This window comes from Pseudoalteromonas sp. XMcav11-Q (genome assembly GCF_040104525.1).
In the GTDB taxonomy this organism is placed as follows: domain Bacteria; phylum Pseudomonadota; class Gammaproteobacteria; order Enterobacterales; family Alteromonadaceae; genus Pseudoalteromonas.
This window is the reverse complement of record NZ_JBECOX010000014.1, coordinates 31218-50104: the sequence shown is the minus strand read 5'-3', so window position 1 is coordinate 50104 and position 18887 is coordinate 31218. Positions and strand designations below refer to the sequence as shown.

Here is an 18887-nt window from a genome sequence, read left to right as displayed (position 1 = left end):
GTGTTTAACGAATTGCAGCGTTATATTCCGGTTGGAATTTGTGTACTCGACCAATCACATACGGTGGTTTTTGCGAATGAATTTTTGAAAAACCGACTACCGGATAACACTCACAAAAATATTGAGGGCATGTCTATCGATGAGGTATTTCCTGAAGCTGCAAAAATCATTAAGCGGAAATTGAAGAGTGTTTTTGCTTTAAAAGCAGCAAGTTTTAGCTACTGGGAGCATCGTCCTCATGTTTTTGAACTAAGCAGCAGTCGTCCTGTTACTGGTGATGAAACTTCAATGTATCAGAATATTCAATATGTGCCGATTTTTGAGCATTCTGAAGAAGTGAAAAAGGTATGCGTGATCATACAAGATGTGACGGAGCTTGCGAGCTATTATCAAGAGCAAAAACGTCTAACCGAAGCATTAGAGATAGAAAAGCAGGAGTTAAAAACACTCAACCTTAAGTTGGAAGCTGCACAAAACCAATTACTACAGTCTGAGAAAATGGCAGCAATTGGCCAACTAGCCGCTGGCGTGGCGCATGAAATCAACAATCCAATTGGTTTTGTGAATTCCAATATTCAAAGTTTAGAAGGCCAGGCTAGCGGACTGTTTGCGATGCTCGATTTTTATGAATCGAATTTTAGTACACTTGCCGACAGTGATTTAGCACAGCAGGAGCAGCAGCTCCAAAGTCAGCATAGTATCGACTTTTTAAAGGAGGATGTGCCTGAATTACTGCAAGAGTGCTTAGAAGGGCTGGACCGAGTCTCTAAGATAGTTGAGAGTTTAAAATCCTTTTCTCATGTTGATAACCAGGAGTGGCAAGAGGCAGATCTCATTAAAGGGATTGAAAGTACGCTGAAAATAGCCAACAACTCAATTAAGTACCATGCGGTTATCAACAAAACTTACTCTCTCGATGATGAAGTGTTGCTATATTGTCAGCCAATGCAGATTAATCAGGTATTTTTAAACTTAATTATCAATGCAGCGCAGTCAATAGCGTCAAGCGGTACGGTAACTATCTCTATCGAAGATAAACAAAACGAGGTGGTTATTGCCATCCAAGACACTGGCAAAGGGATCCCTGCTGAGGACATCAATAAAATTTTTAATCCATTTTTTACCACCAAACCTGTTGGTCAAGGCACTGGCCTTGGGCTGTCTCTATCATATAGCATCGTCGCCAAGCACAAGGGTCGCATTCAAGTTGACTCACAAGTCGGTGTCGGCACAACGTTTACGGTATCCTTTCCTAAGCTCAGCGAAGCAGATTTCTCCGACGAATTTACGGATAATTAATCAATCAAACCCAGTTCATAATAAAATTAGCCTTCATTAGGTTAGCGTTTCTTTGCAATTCATGTACTCCCTTATTGTTTTTGTTCTGATTATCCAGTTCTCAATCAGTTGGCTTTAGCTTTCTGACGCTTTCATCATCATAAAATCCAATGCAAAACCGTCACAGCGACAATGCTAAATACTGAAAAATAATTTATAACTAGCTGTTTTTAAGTTTATTTTTACCACTCAAAAATAGATAAAATAAATTGTTGCTCAAATTTTGACAGATAAGAAATATGAGACTAAAGTAACATATAAGACAAATGAGACGGGGCGAAAAATGCAAGCGATCACAGAAAACACACAGTCATTGCAATATCTCACTTTTCAGTCAAGACAGGATTGCTATGCAATTGAGATCCTGTCAATAAAGGAGATTATTGAATTGGGCTCCGTGACAAAAGTCCCTTTGATGCCTGAGTTTATTAAAGGAGTGATTAATTTAAGAGGCTCAGTCGTACCCGTTATCGATCTGTCAGCTCGGCTTTGTGGAGAAGTAATAGAAGTTGGCAGACGAACCTGCATTATCATTTGTGAATTCAGTATTTCTGACAACCTCATTGAGATGGGTGTCATTGTTGACGGCGTTAATGAAGTCATAGAAGTTGACGCAAAAGATCTAACCAACTCACCTCAGTTTGGCGCGCAAATCAGAGCCGACTTCATTGCTTCCATGGTAAGACGCGGAGATGAGCTACTCATCGCGCTAGACCTTGAAAAAGTTCTCTCAGTTGAAGAGATGGCTGAGCTGATAGAGTTAAGCGAGCGTGGTAGTCATCTTGGGGAGTCAGCATAATGCAGATACTTCCAATTAATGAGCTAAAGGCAATCTACAAGTACTACATTAGCGCTGCGGTGTTGCTCAGCCTAGTATTGTCTCTCACGCTATTACTCAGTGTTCGCGTTGATATTTTGTCGCTATCTTCTGTGCTCATCACCAGTGCACTCTTAGCGGTAACGTTAAGGCAGCGTCATTTAACTGCAAAAGTCATTCTTGATTGTGAGGCATTTGCTAGTTATTCGAGTGAGATGCAAGAGCATTGCGAGGTGGAGCAGCACAATACAGAATCTGTTGCCGCGATTTTAGAAACCGTTATTAATCAGGTCTACAGTATTAAAACCTTGGGTAATGACTCGGTTTCTGGGCTGACCTTGCAGTTTTCAGAGCTAAGGCAGGCACTAAATAACACGATCGAATCGGCACGAGGTTCTGTAGAAAATTTTGGTGATGATGAACACTGTTTTGCCAAACACAGTCAAGAAGAACTCAATGAAGTCCTGCATAGTTTGCGCGTGGCTCTCGGTTCAAAACTCGAGGTCGTCAATTCCAATCAAGCTGTAAGTCATGCTGCCAAAGAACTAACTGAGCAAACCAAATCCATTCAAAAAATATCAAAAGAGATCACGTTATTGTCACTCAACGCATCAATTGAAGCTGCAAGAGCGGGGGAAGCCGGTCGGGGGTTTGCCGTGGTAGCGGAAAGGGTGCGTGAGCTTTCGGATATTACCTCAGAAGCTGCAGAGCTTATTATTGAAAAGATGAACGGCTTAACCAATGCCGTTGCTGACAATACTGAAAAGCTCACCGAATCACAGGCACAAGACGTTACGCTTATGGATGACGCTGAATTACATATCCGAAAAGTGCTCAATGAGATGGCGACGGTCGCTAATGAGCTGACGCAATCGGTACATGGATTAGATAATACCGCAAGCAAGATAAAAGCGAACGTCGACGACGCGATAACCGATTTTCAATTTCAAGATAGAGTGAGCCAAAAGCTAGAGCACATTTGCAAAGGGCTTACTTCATTAGTCTCACTATACAGGACCGAAGGTGAGCTAGGCGAGGACGGGTTGGCTGCATTACAGCAAGAAATGTTCAACTCTTACACCATGAAAGAAGAAAGGGAATGTCATGTTTCAACCACTGAAAATACGTCTCAACACGACCATGTTGAAGACGAAGTAACATTTTTCTAGGAGGTCTTATGACTAAGAAAATTATGATAGTAGATGATTCGGCTTCAATTCGTCAGGTGGCAAAAATGACACTACTCGCTGAAGGTTATGAAGTCATTGATGCCTGTGATGGTCTCGACGCAATCAACAAACTAGATGACGGCAAAATCAACCTGATCATTAGTGATTTGAATATGCCAAACATGGACGGGCTGAGCTTGTTGAAGAAAGTGAAAGAAATGGGCCAATATCGCTTTACGCCTTTTTTGATGCTAACCACAGAATCGGGCTCGGATTTCGTGAGTCAAGGCAAGCAAGCGGGAGCAAAGGCTTGGATGATAAAGCCGTTTAAACCCGAAAAGCTGATTAATACCGTTTCACGTATTTTGGCGTAGGAGCATAAATATGAGCAACTTAACCATTGTGCTGCCAGAAGTATTGACCATTTATGAAGTGAGCAAAGTGGCAGCAAAATGGCAGCTCATGTTAAGCGATGACACGACGGCGATAGCAATTGACCTTAGCGAGCTGTTGGAGGTGGACGCTGCAGGCTTTCAATTAGTTGTAGCACTCGCACAGTGTTGTACGGAAAAGCCGTTATCTGTGATAGGTGTCGATGAGCATCACTCACCTTGTGCCTTATGGCTACTCAATACCTTAGTTGCATCAAACTGCGCGCAAAGGAGGTAAAATGGTTGATTTATCCGAAATTCAAGCGGTCTTTATTGAAGAAGCCAAGGAGTTGGTACTTCAATTTGAAGAAAGTCTCTTGGCAATGGAGTCTATACTGCCAAATAGTGACGACGAGATCATAAACGAGGCGTTTCGTGCTGCACATACCATAAAGGGCTCAGCCGGTGTTGTTGGCTATGACCATATTGTCGATTTTACGCATTTTGTTGAAGCAACAATGGAGCTTCTTCGTGATCACGCGCTAAATCCTTGCGAAAAACTGATTTCGACTTTGCTCGAATGTAATGACCATATAAATGCGTTAATTAAGTGCTTAGAGTCAAACGAAGATTTTCCTCAGGCGTTGACCGATGCTGAAACTGGGCTGCTAGAAAGTTTAAAGTCATATAGTGGTTTGCAAGACCAAGTCTCAAGTGAGCAAACCGTTGTCGAAAATCAAGAAGCAACGCAGAGCTTTCGAGTCTCAGCGCAGTTTTATAAGGCCTGCATGGTGGATGGTTTTGATCCGCTCTCGATTATTCGCTACATCGAAAGTAAAGGTAGTACGGTAGAAGTAGATTGGCTAATTGATGAGGTACCTGCGCTTAACGCGGTCACACCAGATGAACTAGAATTATGCCATTTTAGAATGCAGCTAGAGATACATCACTCTACGCGAGAAGATATCGATGAAGCATTTGAGTTTATTGCTGCAGAATCCAATATTGAGATAGCCCCAATTGAAGATGATAAGCCAACGCCAACACTTGTCAAAACTGATAAACAGCCCACCAAAAATAACAAAGTCAAACCAAAGAATCCCGAGCGAATGATGAAAATACCGGCGCAGAAGCTAGATGAATTAGTCAATGAACTTGGCGAGCTGGTTATCGTGTCTGCGGCACTTGAAGATCACACTAAAACAATACGTGACTCGGCCCTTACTGAAATTGTTGAACATATTCAACAACTCGTTAGTGATGTGCAAAGCAGTACACTGCAACTCAGAATGGTACAGATAGGCGAAACGTTTAATCGTTTTAGCCGTGTGGTGCGCGACACCTCAAAGGAGTTGGAAAAACAGGTTTCTTTAGAAATTATGGGGGCTGAAACCGAACTTGATAAATCAATGGTTGAAAAGATAGTCGACCCCCTTACGCACTTAGTTCGCAATGCCATTGATCATGGTATGGAGTCACCAGCACAACGAGCGGACAGTGGAAAGCCTGAATACGGTACCTTATCACTCAAAGCCTTTCATGATTCGGGCAGTATTGTAATAGAGATCAGTGACGATGGACGCGGGCTAGACAAAGAAAAAATTAAAGAAAAAGCAATTCAGCGTAATCTGATCTCACCTGATACTGAGCTTACTGACAAAGAAATTGCTAACTTAATCTTCGAACCAGGCTTTTCCACAGCCGAAAAAGTATCAAATATCTCGGGACGCGGCGTTGGCATGGATGTGGTGAGAAAAAACATTGAAGCGGTACGTGGAACGGTGAGTGTTGAATCTGTCGAGCACCAAGGTACGTGTTTCCAACTCAGGTTGCCGTTAACCATGGCCATTATCGATGGTTTTATGGTGAGTGTTGCTGATGCTAAGTTCGTCATTCCACTCGATATGGTTACAGAGTGTATTGAACTTCCGCTTGGCAATGGGGCAACTCGTCAAACCGATTACATTAATCTGCGCGGTACGGTGCTGCCATTTATTCATTTGAGTCGTATTTTCGACTTACCAACGAACCCTAAGATCAGACCAAGTATTGTCGTTGTGAAGTACGGTCAGTTGCGAGCTGGCATCGTCGTCGATCAGCTGTTAGGTGAGTTTCAAACGGTCATCAAACCACTCGGTGCGTTATTTGAAAAGATGTCGGGGATCAGTGGCTCAAGTATTTTAGGGTCAGGAGACATTGCGCTCATTCTTGATGTACCAAAGCTTATTCATGATTTTGCTCATGAACCTGAATCTAGAAAATTAGCTAACTCTTAATAAGGGGATACATAATGGGAATTTTACCAGCAATCTTTGACAAACAAGTTACTCAACTGTCGAAGGCAGTCGTAAACGCGATTGAACACTCAGATCTTACCCAAGTAAACCCCGCTTTATATGAAGGGGAAGCCAAAACACTCGCGACCAATGTATTAAGTTTGCTTAAAGGCAATGCAGAATTAGAGGCTATCGAGACTACAGGCACATTTGCTGCTCTCCTAGATGGTGCTGGTCGGATTGTTCATCAAAGCAATCAATTCACCCAGCTTATTGCAAATAACGCACAAAGTGATGGTGGATATATTACTGATATGCTGTCGTTGCACAATAACTTTTCCGAGCTGATAGATAAGACCACCAAAGTTAATATGCCAAGCGGATCTTATCAATTAGAAATTATGAATTTAGCACAGCCCATTGCTAACTGTAGTTTCGTGGCTAAATTAATCAGCCAATCGAGTTTGAGCGCTGGAAGTAATAGCGATTTTTATAAGCAAGCCATGGATTACAGTACCGCTTGTATTATGCTGGCTGATGAAAATTACGATATTGTTTATATAAATCGTGCCATGCGAGACATGTTACTCAGGTTAGAAACTGCGATCCAAAGCACGTTACCTACCTTTTGCGTCGACAAACTGGTGGGAGGAAGTATCGACCAGTTCCACCGTAATCCAAGCCACCAGCGCACTATGTTAGCGAGTTTAACCTCTACGCACGTTGCAAAGCTCGGGTTTGGCGAGCACAGCTTGGAGCTCATGATCACCCCCGTATTTGATGAAAGCAATAAGCGTATTTCTACTACGGTTGAGTGGAAAGACGTAACTGATGAAAAGCGCAAAGAGCGCTTGTTAGAAGAAGAGTTTGGTGTTGCCTTCCAAGCGGTAGCTTGCGGGGAATTTGACAGACGCATTGAAGCCAATGAGTTAGAGGGATCGATAGGCAGAATTGCTGAGGCATATAATAAGTCGATGGAAGTGCTGGAATCGGTACTTGAGGACAATTTTGCCGTGCTCAACGCAGTGAGTGAAGGTAACTTATCATTAAAGCCCAAAGTACAAGCACAAGGGCTTTTAGGTGAGCTGGCGCAACGTACAGCCAATCTCACCGATGTGTTAGATACCTTAGCGGCCGATATCGTCGAGTTGGTTTCACAAGCGGTCAAAGGAAACATTCAAAATCGCGCAGACACCTCAAACTATGCCGGCGCATTTAAAACCATGACTGATGGTCTTAACGAGGTATTGGAAGCGACCGAAAAGCCAATTCAAGAAATTGCTAACGTCATGGATGGGTTAAAAGAAGGTCGCCTTGATGTTGAGATTGCAGGAAGCTATTCAGGTGTCTATGACGAGTTGAAGCAAAGCGTCAATAGTACAATCTCCAGTTTAAGTCGCATTATTTGTGATGTTCGTTCTAACTCTGAATCGCTAGCGCAGGCATCAACTGAAGTCTCCTCTACAGCACAGTCATTGGCACAGAGTGCAAGCGAACAGGCCTCATCAGTTGAAGAGACATCAGCCTCTGTTGAACAAATGACGGCATCCATTGCCCAAAATGCAGAAAACTCCAAAATCACCGACGGTATGGCATCAAAAGCGGCAGGTGAAGCACAAGAAGGCGGTAGCGCCGTGGAAGAGACCGTATCGGCCATGAAACAAATTGCGTCTAAGATAGGTATTGTCGATGACATTGCTTATCAAACGAATCTGTTGGCACTCAACGCTGCCATAGAAGCGGCTCGAGCTGGAGAACATGGTAAAGGGTTTGCTGTGGTGGCTGCAGAAGTCAGAAAGCTTGCTGAGCGTTCTCAATTTGCCGCGCAGGAAATATCTCAGTTAGCATCTGGCTCAGTGAGCAAAGCCGAGCGGGCAGGCAGTCTACTTGCTGAAATCGTACCTGCAATTGGTAAAACCTCTGATTTAGTACAAGAGATCTCCGCAGCGTCAGACGAACAAGCGGCAGGTGTTGGCCAAATCAACGACTCGATGAATCAAATCACCCAGCTAACGCAGCAAAATGCGTCATCGTCAGAAGAACTTGCAGCCACCGCGGAAGAAATGTCCAGTCAAGCAGAGACGCTTACCCAACTCGTCGCCTATTTTAAAATCGGAGACATTGAAAGCCAAAGCGAAATCCGAGTGTTAGAAGGAGGCAAGCCGCAAACAGAAGCACAACCCGTCGCCGAGCGAAAAGAAGTGAGTGCTGGGCAAGCTCGCTCAAAAGAGCACTTTGAACAGTTCTAAGGAGGTGCCACATGATTGGGGACTTTATTAGCGATCAAGAATTTACCTGTATTGCTGACTTCTTCAAAGCCGAATCAGGAATACATCTTAGGGATCATAAAAAGAACTTAGTCTGTGGACGACTAAATCAAAGACTGAGGATTTTAGGATTAAGTAGCTATGGTGAGTACATTGAGTATCTAAAGATACCCAATAACAAAGGTGAGCGAAATATGTGCATCGACTTGCTGACTACCAATGAAACCTATTTCTTCAGAGAGCGTAAACACTTTGAAAAGCTCGCAGAGCTGTTTACCACGTACTACCAAAAGTCTGCACCAGATATTTGGTGTGCGGCTTGCTCTTCTGGCGAGGAAGCATACACCTTGGCCATGTGCACGCAGGAGCATTATGGTCACGGGAATTGGGTGGTGCGTGCCAGCGATATTTCTGAGCGGATGCTGGATTTAGCGAAAAAGGCAATTTACCCCTTACATCGTGCTAAAAACATTCCTGACGAATACCTAAGGAAATACTGTCTAAATGGCGTCGGAGAGAAGACCGGCTATATCATGGTGAATGATGAGCTCTATCATAAAGTTAATTTTTTCAAAAATAATCTACTTGTGCCTTATATCGGTGGTAAAGCTGACATAATATTCCTCCGTAATGCACTGATCTATTTTGAAAAAGATGAAAAGGTAAAAATCCTAGAAAATATTTATAGGGCGATGCCGAAGCAAGGTTTTTTGTTTTTAGGACACTCCGAGAGCTTAAATGGCGTGTATGACAAATTTGAATCAATCGCCCCTGCGGTGTATGCAAAATGTTGATGCCAAACAGAGACGTTGAATCAATATTTTTGCAGCCGGGTAGTTTGGCGATTGAGTCATTTCGTCCAGCAACGCTCAATACCTTGCTGGGGTCCTGTGTTTCATTTGTTTTAGTGTCTAAGCAGCACCAACTAGTTGTTGTGAGTCATATGCTATTGCCAACCACAGAAAAACCGAATGACGATGAGCCGGCTAAATATGTCGATAAGACTTTTTCGTTGGTTCGCCAATATTTAAAGCGGTTTAGTATCCCTGAGGGTTGTGTGGAGATTAAGCTTTTTGGTGGTGGAGAGATGTTCAAAACGTCTTGTTCAGAGACTGTCGGTATGCGAAACATCGAAATGAGTCATAAGCTGATTGACGATTATGGATTTAGGCTTATTGCGCGTGATGTTGGCGGCCCTTATTATCGGAGAATTCAAGTGGATCTCAAGGACGGCGCATGCCGGGTAGACCGTTTTCATGTTGCGTTATCGAGCAGGAGAGCAACCTGATGTCGAATAAAATTTCCGTCTATATTATCGATGACTCTGCTGTGGTAAGGCAAACGGTCACTGCGATGTTGGAGTATTCGCCTGAAATCTGCGTGACTAAGGTGTTTAGCAACCCTGTCTTGGCGCAGCCCAGCGTGTTGGCAGAGCCGCCAGATGTAATTATTCTTGATATAGAAATGCCACAGATGGATGGTATTACCTTTTTACGCTGGCTCATGGCCAATAAACCTATCCCCGTGATCATTTGTTCATCGCTAACAACCACAGGTGCTCAATTGTCGGTAGAGGCACTCTCCCTTGGCGCATTTGAAATCTTAACTAAACCAGAGTGTGGCTTAAAATCATTTCTTGAGTCTCAACGCGAGCAATTTATTAAAGTGGTTAAGCAAGCGAGATTCTACAGACCAAAGTCCTCTACGGAAGACATAAGCCGTGCGCCTGCTATCAATGTTGCAATGAGCAATACCAACCTTGCCATTAATACCACTGATAAAGTGGTAGCCATCGGCACTTCGACAGGGGGGACGCAAGCGCTTGAGTACATATTTAGTCAATTAGAACCCGAATTGCCTGGTATTGTGGTGGTACAACATATGCCAGCCAACTTCACTAAAGCCTTTGCTCAAAGGCTAAATGATATTTCAAAATTAAAGATTAAGGAGGCTGAGCATAACGAACGCGTACTGGCTAACCATGTGTACATCGCGCCAGGAAGCCATCACCTTCAGCTTGTTCGTCGTGGTGCATTCTATTACACTCAGCTCAAAGATGGGCCGCCAGTGCAGCGCCATAAGCCTTCGGTCAATGTATTGTTTCAATCTGTTGCGAAGCAAGTTAGAAGTAATGCTATCGGATTTATATTAACCGGAATGGGCGCAGATGGTGCATTTGGTTTGTTAGAAATGAAGAAATCGGGGGCGAAGACTTATGCACAAGATGAAAGCTCCAGCATTGTATTTGGAATGCCAAAAGAGGCCATTAAGCTAAATGCTCACAGTAAAGAAGTGACTCTAGCGGATGTGCCGACGACAATAACTCAATGTTTTTCATGACGTTACTGTTGGGGTGAGCTCAACTCTTGTTTACGCGATTAAAAGGAAATTAGCTTGAAAGCGACTACATTAACCCGTAATTTTTATCATGGATTGGCTGTAGTTATAGCCATCACTCTATTTGGATGTGCGTCACAAAATAGGACAGTTTTAACACCCACCGAGAAATTGAACGCTGAAGCGTTTCACTGTGGCGAGCAGTGGATGACAGAGGTCGATGATCTTTTAATAAGTGGCGATGGTAGCGGGCATGGTCCTGATCTTGGCAGCCAAGAATGGCAATCGGTCATTGAGTTTAAACTTGGTGTAAGAAGTTACTTGGATAAGCCTGACCGTAGCACGCAGGATTGGTGTCGCTATATTGACGAGCACTTAAAACAACATACCCTACATACGCCTTCATTCGCTTGTAACGAGGTAAGAGCAGGAAGCATGGAAGCCGTTATTTGTGATAGTGCGGCGTTGTCTCGACTGGATCGCAGGCTAAATTCTGTGTATAAAAAAATTGTAAAAGAGCCGCATTCGAAGCAGCTTAAAGCCGAGCAAAGAGGGTGGATAAAAGGGCGCAATGCGTGTTGGAAATCTAGCGATAGCACGCATTGCTTGAAGCAGTCGTATATTCACCGTATTGCCGAGCTTGAGGCTCGTTTTGCATTAGTGACTAGCTCCGGGCATACGACGTATCTCTGTAACGATAAGTTATTATCCGTTTTTTACTATGATACTCAGCCACCAAGCATAGTCGCAGAATTTAATGACAGTGAAAAGCTGATGTTCATCGATAACTCTGCCAGTGATACTCATTACCGCGGTGGCGATTATCACCTTAAAGTACAAAGTAATGTAGCAATATTAACTTGGGGTTATTATCAACAGCCCATCCAGTGCAAAGTTACAGTAGACTAAATTTAGAAGCAGATTAGCGCTTCGAGTTGAAGCGCGAATCACCGGTTGAATGATAGCAAATCTTGTCGAGCATCATGATAATAAACGAGTCGTCTTTTGCTTTTCCTAAGAACTCCATAGCGTTAAATTCAAACGTCCCATCAGATTTGACTTCGTATTGAAGAAGAAAATCAAACTTTTCGCCTTCTTCTTCTACATAACCATCAATATTTATGTAGTTTCTGCCCCAATCGCTTGTGAGATAATCCCAAGTGAGTTCGGTAAAAAAATTATTCATAACTTGGCGAAAAGTGTAGTCGCTACACTCTTTAAACGGTGTGTCCTGCATTCGGTCAATTTCTAACTCAGCAGTATAATCGGCATAAGCTACAGATGAGGTGACTAAAAATCCAAGTGCAGCTAGGTTAAGTGAGAGCTGTTTCATCATTTTTCCATTTTTATTTCTGACGCGAAATTAAAGTATATCAAGCAATATGAAATATTTTGTTATTCGAACCAAACTACTTTATTTTTGCCAGTATGTTTAGCCTCATACAAAGCTTTATCAGCATCATTTAAATGTCCTGTAATAGACATTTTTTCCATCTCGGGAAGTACTGCTTTTACACCAATGCTGACCGTGAGATGTATTTTCTCTTCTTCTGACAGAGTAATTTCCAAGTTGGATATAGATTCTCTGATGGTCTCGATCAGTCCGCTAGATGATCCATGTGTGGCATCAAGTAACACAAATGCAAACTCCTCACCTCCCATTCGCGCAGTAAAATCATCACTGCGTAGCGCATCCTTTATGGTGTAAGCAATCAGTTTAATAGCTTTGTCACCAGCATCATGACCGTAGGTATCATTAATAGACTTAAAGTTATCGATATCTACCATACCAATTAAATAGGGGAAGGATATCTCACCAACTTCGGCGGCTTTTTCCATAAAGGCACGTCGGTTGGGCAGGCCTGATAAGGTGTCGGTCATTGCAAGTTCAAGCAGTTTGTTTTCTGCTTCTTGGCGCTCTTTATCGAGTTTAACCGCATAGTATAAACCCGCTAGAGAATCGACCAGTGGTTGTAAGAATTTTGCATCTTCTTCGGTATAGTCAAAAAACTTATTCGCAAGTCCTATCATACCGACCAATTCGCCATTGAGCTTTATCGGCAGCCCTAAAAACTTAGAGATCCTTGGGTGTCCTTTTGGCGTGCCTTTCGACGCAGGGTGCTTGCCTCGTTCATTACTAATGACGGTTTTTCCCGTCAGGATCACTGATCCAAACAGATTATTAAAATCAGTAAAATAGAGATCGTTATCATAATATCTCTGTACCAATTGAGAGCTTAAATCATTCCACTGCATTTCTGAAATGGCATGAATAAAGAGCCTTGGTACACCGGCGGTATGCTCAAGCTCGCCGATCAGCGCAAATTGGCTATCCGCAATGTCGATGAGCTCTTCTAGAATTTCACGGCATGATTTAGACAGATCACCTGTCTTTAAATAGGCTGACTGTGCTTTACTGATAAAAGACAGTAATTGCTTTTGCTTTCGCTCTTGCAACTGTGCTTCCATCCGGTAGGTAATATCCCGGTGAGTACCAGCAAGGCGCAGTGCTCTCCCACTATTATCGCGTTCAACCACTTTGCCATAGGTTTCTATCCACACCCAGTGGCCATCGGCATGTTTCATTCTATAGGACGTGGTGTAGGCATCGGTTAACCCTTGTAGGTGTTTGGCTAGGTCTCTTTCTACGTGACTACGATCGGCTGGATGAATAAGTTGGCGGAAGTAATTAACACTGGTCTCAACGTATTCAAATTCAATTCCAAGCATATCACACCACTTTTTATTAACTTTATTGATATCTGCTGGAATATTCCAATCCCATGTACCTAGCTCCGAGGCTTCTAACAACAGGCGCATCTGTCGGTTCGTCTCATTGAGTTTGTCTTCGGTGTACTTTTGCGCAGTATTTTCGGTAATAAAAGCCTGAATGCTTGTCATTCTGCCGTCGTGGTTAAAGTGCGCCACGGTGATCATACGGATCCAGATCTGTTTTGAGTCTAATGCCATCTCTAGCAAAATTTCAGACGCTTCTAAACCATCCAAGTGGTTTTGTAAGTTAAAATGAAATTTCTCAACACTTGGCTCGGTGAGTAAGTCTTCAAAATGCAATTCCCCGGAGCATAAGTGAAAAGCGTCAATACCAATCACGCGCTCAATATTCGGAGAAACCGTACGAATGCGCAGCCCATTATTGTACTTCCACTTAATTAACACGATTGGTGAAAAGCGGATTAACTCTTGATCTTCGAGGTATAACGAATAGTTTTTTTGTAGCTCTAAAATATTGGTGATAAGACCGCTGATCGTCTCGAGTAAATGAACATCTCGCTCGGCATAGTTTTTCGGTTTGGTATCGATTAAACATACGCCACCGATTGGCTTGCCGTCGAGTCTAAAAGGTACACCCAAGTATGAGCGAATGTAAGGCTCGCCAGTCACGAGCGGGTTATTGGCATAATTTTCATCCAAGGCGGTATCTGGAACAAGCAAAGACCTGTTATGTTTGATTAAGCTCTTACAAAAAGCATCTTGCTCCGGTGTCCTATCGGCTAGGATCCCATGTCTGGCGATCAGATGTTGCCATTGCCCTTCGATTACAGTGACTAAAGTTATTGGTACCTCAAAATAATCAGATAGGGAGGTAAGTAGCGTATTGAGGTCGGCGAGCGGAAAGCTTGATTCGACTAAATCTTGTGTTAATTCAACTTTTGCAAAAGTATCCACGCCTACTCTCCATTATTTAAAAATGCAGCAAGTTGAGTGGTGTTAATTTGTATCTCGTGAGGTAGCGCGGTATCGAGTAACTTTTCCAACTGAATTTCTAGCTCTATCTGCTTTCTTGGCAGTAAGGATTGCTCAATGTTATCCAGTACGAATAGATAGTTATGGGTCGGTGATGGTAATATTTTATAGTTTCTGAAAACTTCTTGAGCTGCAGCTGCCAATTTCGCTGTGGTGAGTTCGCAAGTTGGCAACGCATAGTAAGTGAGCACGGGGTTTATCGAGTAACATAATAGCAGTTCGGTGATAACTTCATAGACGTTAATTTCGTCTGTTACTTCGACTTTTTCTATGGTGATCAGATAGAACTCTTCGTCTTTTGGATTGCTGTGGATCTCACATCTTAAAACACCAAGAGGAGTGTGGTAGATGCCATTACCACTAAAGCATGCCGAGAACTCTGCAAGTATCTGAGATTCTATGTCTTTGCTGAGATTATGCTCGACAACTTGGCCTTCATTATTGATTAATACCCGTGGGCAATCACGCTTTTTTAGTTGTTCCTGTAAAACCGTTTTAAAATAATTATTATTGTATACGTCTATTGCTGCATTAACTTCTTCGAGTAATTTGTCGTTCTCCCATGGTTTACACAAAAACTTATGCGCAACCTTGCTATTAATCATATCAATAAGCATATCGGAGTCGGTATAACCGCTAAGAATTAGGCCAATTGCACCAGGGTTTATTTTTTTGGCTCGTTTTAGAAAATCTCCACCATTCATGAGCGGCATTCTAAAATCAGAGATAATAACCTGAACGGGGTGCGTGTCTATGTACTCAAGAGCTTCAAAAGGATTATCAAAACTGACAACCTCTACCGAAGGCAGCCGTATGACTCGTTTTAACGCCTTAAGTATTGACGTTTCATCGTCTAATATCAGTACTTTGTAACTAACTAAAGTATTTGCTTCTGAGTTCATAGAAAAGCTCCAACCAATCTTGGCTCTTTTGATCAAAAAAGGTGTTGATCACCGTCTGATTGACTTCTTTATTGGTGATAGTGTCTATAAGCAACAATAGCTTAGTGGCATTGCAATCTGAGCTAGCCGTTTCTAGGGCATTAATGAGTGCATACAATTGATCTGTGATGGCTGACTCGTAGCCAATTAACGTGGCTGTATAAAGGGCGATGTGTAATTTCTCGATATAGCAACTCTGTGGGGAATGACATTGACTTTCGGTAATAAGCTGAGCTATTTCTGAGCCGAGCTCACCTAGAAATAATAAGGATTGAAGAAAAACAACACGCTCAGAGTCAATTGATGCGTCATGTAGCTTGTGTACCAATTCCTTAAGTAACTTGACCTTTTTAAAGTTAATATCGCTTAACTGCTCACAGTTCGCGATATCATATCTGGCTGCAACCATATTGTGATAACACACAGAGACAATAATTGCAGACACTAAATCTACACCGAGCGTCTTAATCGCGGTAGAGAGGGAGTATTGCTTCGTCGATAATCCCACATAAGCACTGTTACACAGGTGGAATAATTTAGCTTGAATGAGCACCTCTTGTTCTAGCATCGCTTCAAGCTTGTGAAAATCTAAATCAATGTCTTCAATTTTACTTAGCAAGATAGGCAATTCGTTTTCAATGAAAGTTTCATTTAACGCACGCTTTATTGCTTCTCTTAAAGGCAGCTCATTGAGTCGATAAAAAGCGGTGATAACCTCATCGAATTCTTCTCTTCGAAATGGCTTAGCGATGATAAAGGTCGCAGAAATTGAAGATTTGCACAGTACCTTGCCCGTGGTATCGCCCGTTAATAACACGGTGAGGACTTGCGGATAACGGCGCCTCACGATATTGATTAATTCAACACCGTTAATCGATGGCATAAGGTAGTCACTCACAAAGATGTCTATGCTCGCTAACGTATCTAGGGATTCTATGAATTGTTTAGGTGATGAAAAGGTCAGTATCTCAGCGCCTTCCATGCTGATTTTGAAGTGGCGGTGGAGCGACTTCAACATTAACTCATCGTCATCAACGAGCACAATCCGTGGCACTTGGCTTTTAATAGACATAGTGAGTAAACTCCTCAAGCAAAACAGGTTTTCCGATGAGATATCCTTGTACTTCATCGCATTTTAACTGTTCTAGAATTTCAAGCTGTTCCACGGTTTCTATACCTTCAGCGACAACTTTTAATTCAAGGTCGTGAACTAATCGAATAACATTTTGGACAAGATCTCGAGCTGATTTTGAACTGTCGATATTTTCAATCAGGCTTTTGTCAATTTTGATAACATCCACTGGCAATTTTGAAATATAGCCCAGTGAGGAATATCCCGTACCAAAGTCATCGATGGCAATGGAGAATCCGATTTCTTTTAATTGTAGTAATTTAGTTTTAGCTTGCTCGAGATTTTCTAAAACAAAGTTCTCGGTGATTTCTAACTCGAATTGCTCGGGTTTGAGCGAATACCTTTCAATAATCGAATACATGGTTTGTACAAAGCAGGGATCGGAAAGTTGATAAGGTGAAACATTCACTGCAACTTTTTGGATCTCAAGTTCTTCCTTTTGCCATTCGCACAGTGCGATACACGCCTGCTCAAGTACCCAAGTTCCTATTTTGACTATTTGTCCGTCTTTTTCTGCCAACGGAATAAAATAATCTGGTGAGTTAGCGCCAAACTGGGTGTTCTTCCAGCGAATTAACACTTCGCAACTATTGATTGAATGTTCATTTAAATTAAGCTTAGGCTGGAACCTTAGATAAAACTCATCATTATCAACGGCGTTAAATAATGCCTCAGAGACTTTATGCTCGTTTAGCTTTTCTGAAAGCAGTGATTGCGAATAACGCATATAGAAGTCAGTGCGAGACTCGCAAACAAATTGGGTATAGATAACTAAACTGTCTATTGCTTCCGAGAGTGGTTGCTTAGGCTCAATCATGGTGTACGAGACAGAGAACTTGATTTGGATATTTTTGCGAATGAAAAATTGTTTAATTGAGTTGATTAACTCATCTAAAAATTTGTGTACCTCAATTTCACTTTGTACTGAATCTAGCCAGAAAATGGCTTGATCAAAGCTGATTTCAAGCATCGAAAAATGAGTCGCTTCGCTCAGTAGAGCATGATCTATGATTTTTTTAAACGTATCTGAATATATTGGAGTATTAGAAATAATATTCTTAACCAATAAATCTCGAATTTTCAGGCAGATCATGACAGAGTTATCGGTGCGATTGATATGTTCAAGAAAGCCCAGTTTGCTCTGATAGAAGTTTGGATATTTATCCTGCTCGCTGGAGAGGGGTTTAATGATAAGTAGGTAGCTGGATTCTGTTTTTAGCTTGAGCTCAACTTGACATAACACCCCAGAGCTTTTTAATGTTGCAATTCTGCGCTCAGTAAAATCATCAAGGCATTTATCACTTTCAAAATTAAACAGTTGAAAGAAGTTGCCTTTATTGACCTCGTTTAACACTAATTCCGTGTAAGCGTAATTACAGTCAATGACATTACCTATGGTATTAACTTCGACTAAAGGTGCATTATTATTACGCAGGATTTGGGTTTTTAATTCGTTTTTGTGATGGTTTGTGAGTGCCGCTTCTATCGTTGTGTACAGCTCTTCGTTATTCCAAGGCTTGGATAAAAACTTAAAGGTATTATTCGCGTTGATCAGCGACTTCATATCGTCATAATCAGCTTGCCCACTGAGCACGATGCATTCAATACTAGGATCATGCTTTTTCACTTCTTGGATAAGCTCTTGGCCATTCATGTTGGGCATTCTGAAATCAGTAATAAGCACATGCGGTTTGTGTTCTTGTATCAAACCAAGCGCTTGTCTTGGGTCATCGGTATATACCACTTCATAATGCTGTAAACGCAGAGTGCGTTTAAGCGACTTTAGAATATCAATTTCATCATCAACCAACATGATAGGTGCATTCATAGCTACCCCTGTATTAGCGCATTAATTTTTTCTAACAGAATAGAGTTATCAAACGGTTTAGAAAGGGCATCGTTGGCGCCCATCGCTTTGGCCTTTTCAAGTTCTACATCATTTAACGCAGAGACCACCAAAATCTTAATCGCTTTAAATTCTTCTTTTTCGCGGATAAATGAGATCACTTGAAAGCCATCCATTCCCGGCATGGAAAGATCGAGCGTGATTAAACTTGGTTTAAACTCCGAGATGGCAATGCCTGCCATAAAGCCATCCCCAGCTTCTTGTATCAAATAATCGTTGCCTATCACTCGTCGTATCGCTTTTCTATACTGGGGCTCGTCATCAATGATAAGCACCTTAGCTAAATCCCGTTCTTTATCAGAGTGTAGACCACTTTCTGCGATTTGATAGTCGCTAATAAAGTCTTGCGAAAGGGGGATTTTGTGCTTGTTTAAAAAGGATAAAAAGTCTTCAAGTAAGACACGGTAGTTACCGCGTCCAGGAAGCTTATGACCTTTTAATTCGCCATTGGCAATCCAACGACTCACACTGCGTTGGTGTACGTTACAGTAACTGGCTATTTCGCTTGGTTTAAGTGTTTGCATAGTCTTTTTGCTTTAATTCTCTTACCTATTGGTATAGCACAAGA

17 protein-coding genes are annotated in these 18887 nt (G+C 42.1%); 11 read left to right on the top strand and 6 right to left on the bottom strand.

The window, feature by feature from the left end; all coding sequences use genetic code 11:
• The 11 genes from ABMY45_RS19480 to ABMY45_RS19430 all read left to right on the top strand — a co-directional run bounded on the left by ABMY45_RS19480 (nt 1) and on the right by ABMY45_RS19430 (nt 11484).
• On the top strand, nt 1–1299 hold the full coding sequence (locus ABMY45_RS19480; protein ID WP_235367435.1) for an ATP-binding protein: 1299 nt from the start codon (nt 1–3) through the stop codon (nt 1297–1299).
• 322 nt (nt 1300–1621) lie between these two features.
• The gene (locus ABMY45_RS19475; protein ID WP_010604740.1) at nt 1622–2137 is read left to right on the top strand and encodes a chemotaxis protein CheW; all 516 of its coding nucleotides are present in this window, start codon (nt 1622–1624) and stop codon (nt 2135–2137) included.
• The gene (locus ABMY45_RS19470; protein ID WP_235367434.1) at nt 2137–3324 is read left to right on the top strand and encodes a methyl-accepting chemotaxis protein; all 1188 of its coding nucleotides are present in this window, start codon (nt 2137–2139) and stop codon (nt 3322–3324) included. Before ABMY45_RS19475 ends, ABMY45_RS19470 begins: the two co-directional genes overlap by 1 nt.
• 8 nt (nt 3325–3332) lie before the next feature.
• Complete coding sequence (locus ABMY45_RS19465) at nt 3333–3698, top strand: response regulator (protein WP_010372802.1); 366 nt, start codon at nt 3333–3335, stop codon at nt 3696–3698.
• A gap of 10 nt (nt 3699–3708) precedes the next feature.
• A complete protein-coding gene (locus ABMY45_RS19460) occupies nt 3709–3993 on the top strand; it encodes an STAS domain-containing protein (protein WP_010604743.1) in 285 nt (94 codons plus the stop codon).
• 1 nt (nt 3994) lies between these two features.
• Entirely contained in the window at nt 3995–5971 is a 1977-nt protein-coding gene (locus ABMY45_RS19455) for a chemotaxis protein CheA (RefSeq protein WP_069020652.1), read from the top strand.
• A gap of 14 nt (nt 5972–5985) precedes the next feature.
• Nucleotides 5986–8220, top strand: coding sequence for a methyl-accepting chemotaxis protein (locus tag ABMY45_RS19450; RefSeq protein WP_227387130.1), 2235 nt, complete (start codon nt 5986–5988; stop codon nt 8218–8220).
• A gap of 11 nt (nt 8221–8231) precedes the next feature.
• Complete coding sequence (locus ABMY45_RS19445; RefSeq protein WP_010604746.1) at nt 8232–9032, top strand: CheR family methyltransferase; 801 nt, start codon at nt 8232–8234, stop codon at nt 9030–9032.
• Entirely contained in the window at nt 9026–9526 is a 501-nt protein-coding gene (locus ABMY45_RS19440) for a chemotaxis protein CheD (RefSeq protein ID WP_227387129.1), read from the top strand. The genes ABMY45_RS19445 and ABMY45_RS19440 overlap by 7 nt, the downstream gene beginning before the upstream one ends.
• Entirely contained in the window at nt 9526–10578 is a 1053-nt protein-coding gene (locus ABMY45_RS19435) for a chemotaxis response regulator protein-glutamate methylesterase (protein WP_174168877.1), read from the top strand. Before ABMY45_RS19440 ends, ABMY45_RS19435 begins: the two co-directional genes overlap by 1 nt.
• Nucleotides 10579–10632: 54 nt before the next feature.
• Entirely contained in the window at nt 10633–11484 is an 852-nt protein-coding gene (locus ABMY45_RS19430; protein ID WP_349289369.1) for a lysozyme inhibitor LprI family protein, read from the top strand.
• Nucleotides 11485–11497: 13 nt separating this feature from the next.
• Here ABMY45_RS19430 and ABMY45_RS19425 read toward each other — a convergent pair whose 3' ends face one another.
• From ABMY45_RS19425 to ABMY45_RS19400, 6 genes are read right to left on the bottom strand one after another with little or no spacing between them, the layout of a single operon-like run.
• Nucleotides 11498–11911, bottom strand: coding sequence for a hypothetical protein (locus ABMY45_RS19425; protein WP_349289368.1), 414 nt, complete (start codon nt 11909–11911; stop codon nt 11498–11500).
• Between the two features lie 59 nt (nt 11912–11970).
• Complete coding sequence (locus ABMY45_RS19420; protein WP_211866005.1) at nt 11971–14262, bottom strand: diguanylate cyclase; 2292 nt, start codon at nt 14260–14262, stop codon at nt 11971–11973.
• A 2-nt stretch (nt 14263–14264) separates the two neighbouring features.
• Nucleotides 14265–15242, bottom strand: a complete 978-nt coding sequence (locus ABMY45_RS19415) for a response regulator (protein ID WP_349289367.1) — start codon at nt 15240–15242, stop codon at nt 14265–14267.
• Nucleotides 15214–16353 (bottom strand): response regulator, encoded by a 1140-nt coding sequence (locus tag ABMY45_RS19410; protein WP_010604753.1) that lies wholly within the window; start codon nt 16351–16353, stop codon nt 15214–15216. Before ABMY45_RS19410 ends, ABMY45_RS19415 begins: the two co-directional genes overlap by 29 nt.
• Nucleotides 16343–18241, bottom strand: a complete 1899-nt coding sequence (locus ABMY45_RS19405; protein WP_206472939.1) for an EAL domain-containing protein — start codon at nt 18239–18241, stop codon at nt 16343–16345. The genes ABMY45_RS19410 and ABMY45_RS19405 overlap by 11 nt, the downstream gene beginning before the upstream one ends.
• A gap of 2 nt (nt 18242–18243) precedes the next feature.
• Nucleotides 18244–18843, bottom strand: coding sequence for a response regulator (locus ABMY45_RS19400; protein WP_017217411.1), 600 nt, complete (start codon nt 18841–18843; stop codon nt 18244–18246).
• Nucleotides 18844–18887 lie beyond the last annotated feature (44 nt).